Raw genomic sequence first — 460 nt, 5'->3', positions numbered from 1 at the left:
TGATAGCATTTATTGCAGCAAAGGAGACGAACTATGGGAACGAAACGCACGGACGAATTCCGCGCTGATGCGGTGCGGATCGCGCTGACAAGCGGGCTGACACGCAGGCAAGTTGCCTCAGATTTGGATATTGGCTTATCGACGCTGAACAAGTGGGTGACGGCGCATCGTGACACCAATGTGGTGCCTGACAAGGACTTGGAACTTGCCCGGGAGAATGAACGGCTTCGGCGAGAGAACCGCATTCTCAAGGAGGAGAGGGAGATTCTAAAAAAGGCAACGCAGTTCTTCGCGGGGCAAAAGCCATGAGGTTTCGGTTCATCGAAGAACACCGTCACGCCTTCTGCGCCAAGCGGATGTGTGACGTGCTGGGTGTCAGCTCACGCGGCCTGCGCGCCTATCGCAACCGCCCTGCCAGCCAAAGACAGAGGACTGACATGGTCGTGCTGGCCCACATCAA

General features: G+C 56.5%; 1 pseudogene. It reads left to right on the top strand.

The window, feature by feature from the left end:
• Window positions 1–33: 33 nt before the first annotated feature.
• Window positions 34–460: pseudogene (locus FCK22_RS18050) on the top strand (transposase); the annotation flags it as partial.

Source organism: Sulfitobacter sp. 15WGC (assembly GCF_005068605.1).
GTDB classification, from domain to species: Bacteria; Pseudomonadota; Alphaproteobacteria; order Rhodobacterales; family Rhodobacteraceae; genus Sulfitobacter; species Sulfitobacter faviae.
The sequence above is the reverse complement of the archived record's forward strand: the minus strand, read 5'-3'. Positions and strand labels throughout refer to the sequence as shown.